This is a genomic window from Synechococcus sp. WC101, from assembly GCF_047461555.1.
GTDB lineage: Bacteria > Cyanobacteriota > Cyanobacteriia > Thermostichales > Thermostichaceae > Thermostichus.
Genome location: NZ_JANSHG010000105.1, coordinates 1 through 9,195 on the forward strand (window position 1 = coordinate 1; position 9,195 = coordinate 9,195).

A 9,195-nucleotide genomic window follows, 5' to 3' on the forward strand; every position below is an offset into this window, starting at 1 on the left:
ATCCCCAAACGGGTCAAAATCCCCCCATTCTTGCCGCAGCTTGGCAATCTGCCAATAGTCCTCCCGCCACAGGGCCTTGGTGCCGCAGAGGGAATCTTTGATGCGGATGCCGAGAATGTGGGAGAGGAGAGCGGCAAAAAAACGATTGGCCCACTGGTTGAGGCGCGGCATCGCTTCTGGTTTCAGGGGATAGACGAGGCGGCAGCCGTTGGCAAAGTCGCACCGCCCGGAGGCCACCGCGCGGAAAAACTTGGGGAGCTCTTCCGCCTGGACAGTCAAGTCGGCGTCGAGAATGATCAGCACATCGCCGCTGGCCGCGGCAAACCCCTTGCGCACCGCATCTCCCTTGCCTTTGCCCTCTTGCCGGAGAGCCTGGATGGTGCGGATCCCCTGGTATTCGTCCTGAACCCGCTGGATCTCAGCCCAGGTGTCGTCGCTGGAATGCCCCTCTACAAAAATGATCTCGGTGCGGGATCCCATCTCGGGCAGCTGCTCCACGCAGCGGCGAATGTTGCCAGCTTCGTTGCGAGCTGGAATGATCACGGTGCAAGAGGGCTGTTTCTCAGGGGGGGGATCCCAGTTGGGATCCGGTTGGAGACGGGCAATCGTGTACTCCGTCAGGCAGAGGGCGTTGATCCCGGGCAAGGGGGCAATGAAGCGGTTAATCAGCGTCGAAAGCAGTGGGATCCGCCGCGGCAACAACAGCCGCTTGCCCTGCTGAATGACCTCGTACCCTGCTAGGTGCAGCAAATTGGCCACATCGCCTGCCGAGAGCCAGTTGGCTGCCGGCAGGGGCATGCGCTGCTTGAGGACGGTCGCCAGGCTTAGCAGCGGCTCCCAGAGGGGGTTGTGGTACGAGAGGATCAGGCGAGTGCGCGGGGTACAAAAACGGCGCAGCCGCTCAAGAACCTGCTGAACGTCTGCCAGGTAGCCCAAGGTGTTGACGAGCAAAATAACGTCAAAAGGCTCCGCTAAGATGGGATCCTGCTTGTCCAGCGTGTGGGCATCCTGCACCCGAAAGTGAAGATGGGGAAACTGCCTCTGCGCCTGGGCAACAATCTCTGCGTCCCAGTCAATCCCCACCCCAAAACTGGGCTGCAAAGCGTTGAGCAGGGATCCGGTGCCGGAGCCGATTTCCAGAATGCGCAGGCCTGGGGGAACGAAGAAGCGGTGCAGCCGCTCCAGATCCTCGTGGTAGTAGCGGTTTTTTTGCCGCCAGTAGTGCAGGGGGTGGGTCAACGCTCCCGGGATGTCGCCAGATCAGCTTTAGATCATAAAGGGCGGTGGGCAATCCGCAGACAAGCCCTGGCGAGCAGGAGACTCAGCGACGACGCACCCTATCTCTTTGGCTGACGAAGACGATGGCGCCGAAGAGAAGCCCCAGCACCACTGCGCCGTACACCAAGCTCCAGAGAAAATTAGCCAGTGAGGGAGTCATAAAAGAGTTTCCTCCTCCTGCGAATAGCAACTACCCAGCTATTCTCTGACTATACCGATCTTTGTCACCCCTCCCCGCCCGATCGTCCCCTCCAATGACAGGCACTTGGCCGATTATTTCGTTTGGTATTCCAGGGGCACCTCCTCTAGGGTTTGGCTGGTGCCGGCAAAGGGGTTGTCTGGGGTTAAGAAGAGCATACAGTGACATTCTTTGCGCTCGCGCATTGGCACGCAGGGGCAGTTCCAATAGCCGGCTTTCACTTCCGCCTCTTTGTCTTCGTAAAAGCGGCAGGGACAGAGCGGAGCGCCCAACTGCTCTTTGTGGAGAGCCAAGCCTTCGATCACTGCCGTCGTAATCGTAGGATCAGAGCAGAAAAAAGTGCCGGTGCGTTTGGCGTAGGTTTCTGCAAAATGCCGCATCACCTCGAAGGTTCTCTGCGAGGCCTTGTTGTAACCACGACTTTGATTTTCCATACCGATTCCCAGGGGTGTAACCAGTAATCCGGGCTACCTCGCTCTTCGTTGTACAGCAGACTCCTGTTCAACACGAACAAAAACGGCCTTGCTGTTACACAAGGCAACATTTTGAGACAACTTCAACAAACTCCCCGGAAAGAGAAGGCCTGCTCTTCAGGGTACTACCAGCACTGGGCAAGGGGAGAGGTCGATGACCCGGTGGCTGACGGATTCGTTTTTCCGGCCTTCGGCTAGGCTGATGCCGCGGGATCCCATCACGATTAGGCTAATCTCCAGCTCGTCGGCCACGTCGCAGATGACGAAGGGAACTTTTCCCTCGCGATACTCGCTCTTGACGTTTTGGATCCCAATCTGCTGGAGGCCAGCCTCAGCCTGTTTGAGCAAGTTGTGGATACTTTGGCGGGCTTGCTCGGCTTGCTCTGGGCTCAGGTCCGTGCTGTCTAGGACGGAGAGCAGATAGACCTGGCTCTTGTAGCGCTGCGCTATGTCCGCCACCAAGGGCAGGGCGTGGCTAGTTTCGCGCGAGTTGTCGATGGGAAAGAGCAGTTTGTCGAACATAGTCGCGGATCCCACACTTAAGCCCGCCCCTTCCCTATCCACGTCGGGGGCTGGCCCTATTCTACCAATCAATTTTACCGGAAGCTCAATGGCCTCCTTCCACCCCTGCCCGTTTTTCTATTGTCAGGGGCTCGACCTGGGCTGCAAACGGAGCCCCTCTCCTGTTGGGATGAGCGGCCATGCCCATCATCCCGCAAAACTCCAGCCGCCTTAGGCCATGCTGGGCTGAAATTTACGCAATTCCTGCCAAAAATCCATGATTTTCAGATTGACCAAACTTGGAAAAGAATAATGAAAAAACTGTCGTCCCCCAGGGCAAAACCACATTTGATCCCCTGGCTTTAAGTGGTTTCCCCACTTCTCGAGCGAAGCGGGATCCACAATGGGGTCATCCTCGCTGGCGCAAACCAACATCGGCACCGACACTTTCTGGGTTGGAATCGCTACCACCTGAAATAGGGAGTGAGGTATGGGGGAAGTGTCTAAATCTTTAGCCAGGGCATAGGAGAGTGAGCGCGCTCGCCACTGTTCTGAAGCTGGCAGAAGGCTCTGGGCTATACGCACCAGGAGCTGTTCTCGGCTACAGCAAAACATTTTTCGCTGCATGGGCCACATGCGCCCCCAGCAGCCAAAAAGATCAGTCAAACGGGCGTTGCCCGCCCGCTAGGGGATCTACTTTTGCAAGTTAGATCCCCCTTCTTGCCCTCAATGTTGTCGCTGTCATCCCCGCTCCTTTTGCGTTGCTAAACAAGCTTTTTTAGGAAAAGGCCAGAGACTTTGCCCCAGAGCTGCCTCTGGCCGCACGGACACATCCTTTCGAGCCATACAACCAATTATTGATAGTAAATCTCAACTTTAAGCTGTAGTCTACTCTAAGCTTCTTGAGAAAAGATATCAATATACTTAGGGTTAAGTTTTGTTAAAAGCTGGATTGACTTCGCAGGCTGCGGCTTTCGTAGGCGGTAGTTGTTCCTGAAGGGCCGGGTTTAAGCAAGGGATCCCGTGGCAGCTAGCGATAAAAAATCTCTTTTTTCTTGAGATTAGTTTCAATCAAGCCAGAGTTGGCCCAGCCAAGGGGTAAGGAGCCCAGAGGAGATGTCGAGACATCTGAAGCTGTGGACGGAGATAGGGCTTTATGTTCTCAGCTACTCCCTGCCTGTTCCTAGCTCAGACCGAAAGCAACTGTGCCGCCTGTGCCCATTAAAGTTTTCCGGAAGCCAAAGGGATCCGGGGGCAAAAATCCACTAGTCTATTGGCAATCTGGCTTCGGCCAGAACTGTCTAGCCAATTGCTGAGGTGCAACTGTGGAAACGGCCATCGAGTGGATTACCGCCCATGAGATCCTCGACTCCCGGGGGCAGCCGACCTTAGAAGCTTTGGTGGGCCTAGCCAATGGGGCAACCGGCTTGGCCCAGGTGCCCAGTGGCGCTTCGACTGGCACTTTTGAGGCCCACGAGCTGCGGGACGGGGATCCCAAGCGCTACGGGGGCAAGGGTGTGCTGAGGGCAGTGGAAAACATCCTCGGCCCCATCCAGTCGGAGCTGCGAGGGGAAGATGCCCTCAACCAAGCCCGCATCGACCAGTTGATGATCGATCTGGATGGCACCCCCAACAAGTCGCAACTGGGAGCCAACGCCATCTTGGCGGTCTCTTTGGCCACGGCTAAGGCGGCTGCCAATGCGGTGGGCCTGCCTTTGTACAGGTACCTGGGCGGACCCTTTGCCAACCTGCTGCCGGCGCCGCTCATGAATGTGCTCAACGGCGGCGCCCACGCCGACAACAACCTCGATATTCAAGAATTTATGATCGTGCCCATCGGAGCACCCAGCTTTCGCGAGGCGCTGCGCTACGGAGCCGAGGTGTTTGCAGCCCTAAAACAAGTGCTGCGGCAGAGGGGACTGTCCACGGGGGTGGGGGATGAAGGCGGATTTGCCCCCAACCTCGACTCCAACGCCGCAGCTTTGGATCTATTGATGACGGCTATTGAACAGGCGGGCTACAGGCCAGGGGAGGATATCGCCTTGGCCTTGGACGTGGCGGCCAACGAGCTGCTGCAGGATGGGCAGTACCACTTCGAGGGCAAAGCCCGCAGCGCCGAGCAGATGGTGAACTACTACGAGCAACTGCTGGCCAACTATCCCATCCTCTCCCTGGAAGACGGGCTGGCGGAAGAAGATTGGGCCGGCTGGCAGGCCATGACCGCCCGCTTGGGATCCCGGGTGCAACTGGTGGGGGACGACCTGTTTGTAACCAACCCGGCCCGGCTGCAGAAAGGCATCGACAGCGGTGTGGCCAACGCCATTTTGATCAAGCTCAACCAGATCGGCACCCTGACAGAGACGGTCTCGACCATTCAACTGGCCGTTCAGGCGGGCTTTCGCACCCTCATCAGCCACCGCTCCGGTGAGACAGAAGACACCACCATCGCCGACCTGGCGGTGGCCACCCGCGCCGGCCAGATCAAAACCGGATCCCTCTGCCGCAGCGAGCGCATCGCCAAGTACAACCAACTGCTGCGCATCGAAGACGAGCTGGGGGAAGCGGCCGTCTATGCCGGTCGGGTGGGCCTGGGGCCTAGGGGGTTGCCGGCGCGGAGTCGCTAGCCCGCTTGGATCCCCAGCACCTGCACCAAGAAGGCCCAGCGGTCGGCGGTCTCTTCGATGAGCTTGGCAGTGGGCTTGCCGGCCCCGTGGCCGGCTTTGGTGTCGATGCGAATGAGGATGGGCTGGGATCCCCCCTGGGCCGCCTGCAGGGCGGCGGCAAACTTGAAGCTGTGGGCGGGCACCACCCGGTCGTCGTGATCTGCCGTGGTGATCAGGGTGGCGGGGTAGGCGGTGCCGGGCTTGAGGTTGTGCAGGGGGGAGTAGGCGTAGAGGGCCTTGAATTCCTCCGGGTCTTCCGGGGATCCGTACTCGGAGATCCAGGCCCAGCCGATGGTGAACTTATGAAAGCGCAGCATGTCGAACACCCCCACGGCGGGGAGGGCTGCTGCAAAGAGATCCGGCCTTTGGGTCAGGCAGGCCCCCACCAAGAGGCCGCCGTTGCTGCCGCCGGCGATGGCCAACTTGGAGGGGTTGGTGTAGCCGTTGGCCATGAGCCACTCAGCCGCGGCAATGAAGTCGTCGAAGACCTTTTGCTTGTTGAGCTTGGTGCCCGCTTGGTGCCAGGCTTCCCCGTATTCGCCGCCGCCGCGCAAACTGGGCTGGGCGTAAACCCCTCCCATCTCCAGCCAGGCCACCAGGCCCACCGAAAAGCTGGGGGTCAGAGAGATGCCAAAGCCGCCGTAGCCGTACAGCAGGGTGGGGTGATCCCCTGTCCGCGCTAGGCCGCGGCGGTGGACAAGGAACATGGGGATGCGGGTGCCGTCTTGGCTGGCGTAGAACACCTGCTGCACCTCATAGGCCTGGGGATCGAAATCCACCTGGGGCTGACGGAAGAGGGTGCTGCGGCCGCTGGTGAAGTCGTAGCGGTAGATGGTGGGGGGAGTGGTAAAGCTGGTGAAGGTGTAGAAGGTCTCGGTGTCGTGGCGCTTGCCGCCAAAGCCGCTGGCGGATCCCAGCCCCGGCAGGGGGATTTCCCCCAGGTAGGTGCCGTCTAAAGCAAAGGTCCGGATCTGGGTGTGGGCGTCTTTGAGGTAGAAGGCAACGAACTGGTTGTGGATTAGGCTAACTCCCTGCAGGGTCTCCTCGGCTTCGGGGATCACCTCTTGCAACTGACCTGGGTTGTCGAGATCAATGGCCACCAGTCGCCGCCGGGGAGCCTGGAGGTCCGTCAACAGCCAAAAGCGGGAGCCGTCGTTGCCGACAAAGGCGTACTCGGCCTGGAACTCGCGGATAAGCTCCACCACCGGCGAGCTGGGATCCCGCAGGTCTTTGTAGAAGAGGAGGTTTTTGGGATCCGTGCCCCGCCAGACGGAGATGATTAGGTAGTCTCCATCTTCAGTAACCCCGCCGGCAAAGCCCCACTCTTTTTGGTCAGGGCGGTGGTAGACCAAGAGATCTTCCGACTGGGGGGTGCCCAGGCGGTGGTAGTAGAGTTTTTGGAAGTAGTTGGCGCTTTCGTACTCGCTGCCAGGGGCCGGCTCGTCGTAGCGGCTGTAGAAAAATCCCTGCCCGTCCAGCGTCCAGCTGGCCCCGGAGAATTTAATCCAGCGCAGGTGATCCGGCAGGTCTTCTCCCGTTTCGATATCCCGCACCTTCCACTCCTGCCAGTCGGAGCCGGAGCGGGAGAGACCATAGGCCAGGTAGCGCCCGTCGCGGCTGATGGCAATCCCTGAGAGGGCCACCGTGCCGTCTTCCGAGAGGGTGTTGGGATCTAGCAAAACCCGCGCCTCTCCCTCCAGGCTTTCTTGGGTATAGAGAACGCTCTGGTTTTGCAGGCCGTCGTTTTTGAAGTAGAAGTAGCGGTTGCCCTCTTTGAAGGGCTGGCTGTATTTTTCGTAGTTCCACAGTTGCCTCAGGCGCTCCAGAAGCCGCTGCCGGGCCGGGATCCGCTGCAAGTAGTCAAAAGTTAGGCGGTTTTGCGCCTCGATCCAAGCTCGCGTCTGCTCAGAATCCAGATCCTCCAGCCAGCGATAGGGATCCGGCACCGCTTGCCCATGGTAGAAGTCGACAACAGTGGGATCCGGATGGCTGGGCGGGTAGTTGAGCATAGAGACGGAGCAACAAAAGACCAATTCCACTATGGCAGAAGCCTGAGACCTCAGCGTGGGATTTGACACTCCCACCCAAATGGACTCGCGAAGGCGCTGTCAAGACGCCCCTAGACAGTCCTTTGAGGCATAACCTCAAAGTTCTGCTTACTTCGGACTTAAGTTCCTCTAGGTTAGTTATTGCCGCGCGGGTTTTGCACCGCAGTAGGTTGTTTTCCTGGAGAAGCTCTGTACTAACTATAACAAAGAAGCAACTAAAGTGGCTCAAGGGCTTTTCCGCCCCGCACTCAAGTACGGGGCTACCAAGCTATCCTTTTGTGTCAAAGTTGGGGCAGATGAGGTAGGTGAAGCGTAAAGGTTGTCCAGCCGGCGGCGCTGCTGACCTCGATGGATCCGCGCAACTGATCCACCATCTGTTTCACCAAGGCCAAGCCCAGACCCGTGCCCCCTTCCTTCCAAGGATCATTGCTGGGAATGCGGTAAAAGCGCTCAAAGATGCGCGTGAGCTCCTCGGCAGGGATCTCTTGACTATTGCTGACCTGGATGCGGCTTCGACAATTTTCCGTTTCGATCTGCAAGCGGATGGATCCCTGGGGTGGGGTGTATTTCACCGCATTGTGCAGCAACTCGCGCAGGATTCGCCCTAAGAGCAAGGGATCTGTCGTGAGGGAGCTCTCCAGGGGAACGCTGGCTTGGAAAGTTTGCCCCTTGGCGCGGGCCCGCTCTTGGGTAACCGTCAGCAGATCCCCCAGCAGCTCCCGCCAGGTGAGGGCTTGGATGTTCAGGGCATAGGCCCCGGCTTGTAGCCGCTGCAGATCCAGCAGGTCGTTGATGAGCTCGATTTCCCGCTGGCATTCCCGCTTGGCAATAGCCAGGTATTGGGCTCGCTTCTCCTCAGAGGGAGCTATCTGCAGCATTTTGAGAGCCATCCTTAGGCTAGTGAGGGGAGTGCGCAGCTCGTGGCTGACGGTGCTGATGAAGTCGTCTTTCAATTGGTTGAGGCGCTCTAGAGCTTGCACTTGCTCTTGGGCAGCTTGGAACAAGCGCGCCTGGCGCAGTCCAATGGCACATTGGTTGGCCACCTGCTGGATAAGTCGGATCTCCTGGTCGTCGAAAGGACGCCGAGCCGATCGAAAGATCCACAGATCCCCCAGGACTTGGCCTTTATCTAGCAAGGGACAAGCCATCACTACTTTGCGGTTTTCCAGGGCTTTCCCTGAAAAGCAAAATAGACAAGACTGCCCCCTGAGCAGTTGTCGATGAACGTCTCCGTAAGGGCCTCTCTGCAAAGGTATAGAGAGATTTAGGTAAGACTTCGAGCGGGGGCAATGCTCGTAGCGGAGGGTGGCAAGGGTGAAATCGGCGTTGTAAAGGCTGATGTAGCAGCCATCGGCATCTAGACTTTCTCCCAGCTCGCGCACGGCGGCGCTGAGGATCTCAGCTTCGTCGAGAGAATCGCGCACGCGGTTGGCAATGCTTCTTAGGAGAGCCTCAAATTGCAAAGCCCGCTCTAGCTCCGCAGTGCGCTGCCGCACTTTTTCTTCTAGCGTTTGCTTTAGAGCTTTTACCTGCTCGTACAACTGAGCCTGTTGCAACGCGATAGCCAACTGGTCGGTCAGCTTCTGCAAAAGCTCAATTTCCCACTCCTGCCACGGGCGGCTGGATTGGCAGTGCTGCGCCACCAAGAGGCCCCAAAGGTCTTCACCCCATCGGATTGGGATCACCAAGTTGGCCTGGGCCTGGAAAGATTCCAAGAGCTGCCGATAGCAGGGATCCAAACTGGCGGTCGCCACATTTTCGATGGCTTGTACAAAGCCCTGCTGGTACTTGCGATGGCAGGGATCCTTGTGGAAATACTCATCCCACACGTAGCGGCCCAAGTGACTAGGCCAGGGATCCACCACTGACTCAGCGGCCACAAACCCCCCTGCCCCCTCCTGCAACTGATAGATCATCACCCGATCCACCTGGAGAAACTCCCGCACCTCGGCAGTGGTTGTTTGCAAAATAACTGGCAGGTCTAGAGCTTGTCGGATCCGCCGCAGCAAAGCCCCTAGTAGTCGCTCCCGCTC

8 protein-coding genes are annotated in these 9,195 nt (G+C 58.4%); 1 reads left to right on the forward strand and 7 read right to left on the reverse strand.

The genetic code is table 11. The annotated features are described in order from the left end of the window. The 5 genes from NW809_RS08310 to NW809_RS08330 all read right to left on the reverse strand — a co-directional run. Positions 1 to 1,239 (reverse strand): glycosyltransferase (locus tag NW809_RS08310; RefSeq protein WP_414401925.1); only part of this gene is annotated, 1,239 nt, incomplete at its 3' end. Positions 1,240 to 1,321: 82 nt separating this feature from the next. Next, entirely contained in the window at positions 1,322 to 1,438 is a 117-nt protein-coding gene (locus tag NW809_RS08315) for a photosystem II reaction center X protein (protein WP_011431389.1), read from the reverse strand. Between the two features lie 113 nt (positions 1,439 to 1,551). Continuing rightward, positions 1,552 to 1,911 (reverse strand): ferredoxin-thioredoxin reductase catalytic domain-containing protein, encoded by a 360-nt coding sequence (locus tag NW809_RS08320; protein ID WP_414401926.1) that lies wholly within the window; start codon positions 1,909 to 1,911, stop codon positions 1,552 to 1,554. Positions 1,912 to 2,067: 156 nt separating this feature from the next. Next, positions 2,068 to 2,472: a universal stress protein gene (locus NW809_RS08325; RefSeq protein WP_414347076.1), complete on the reverse strand. Its 405-nt coding sequence runs from the start codon at positions 2,470 to 2,472 to the stop codon at positions 2,068 to 2,070. A 210-nt stretch (positions 2,473 to 2,682) separates the two neighbouring features. Next, the gene (locus tag NW809_RS08330) at positions 2,683 to 3,117 is read right to left on the reverse strand and encodes an alpha/beta hydrolase (RefSeq protein ID WP_240527803.1); all 435 of its coding nucleotides are present in this window, start codon (positions 3,115 to 3,117) and stop codon (positions 2,683 to 2,685) included. Between the two features lie 659 nt (positions 3,118 to 3,776). Between NW809_RS08330 and eno the strand changes: the two genes are divergently transcribed. Then, positions 3,777 to 5,075, forward strand: a complete 1,299-nt coding sequence (gene eno, locus NW809_RS08335) for a phosphopyruvate hydratase (RefSeq protein WP_414401927.1) — start codon at positions 3,777 to 3,779, stop codon at positions 5,073 to 5,075. On the opposite strand, the gene NW809_RS08340 is transcribed toward eno, so the two are convergent. After that, the gene (locus tag NW809_RS08340; RefSeq protein ID WP_011431346.1) at positions 5,072 to 7,123 is read right to left on the reverse strand and encodes a prolyl oligopeptidase family serine peptidase; all 2,052 of its coding nucleotides are present in this window, start codon (positions 7,121 to 7,123) and stop codon (positions 5,072 to 5,074) included. The two genes, eno and NW809_RS08340, sit on opposite strands and share 4 nt — an antisense overlap. A 320-nt stretch (positions 7,124 to 7,443) precedes the next feature. Beyond that, the coding region (locus NW809_RS08345; RefSeq protein ID WP_414401928.1) for a GAF domain-containing protein at positions 7,444 to 9,195 on the reverse strand (1,752 nt) is incomplete at its 5' end.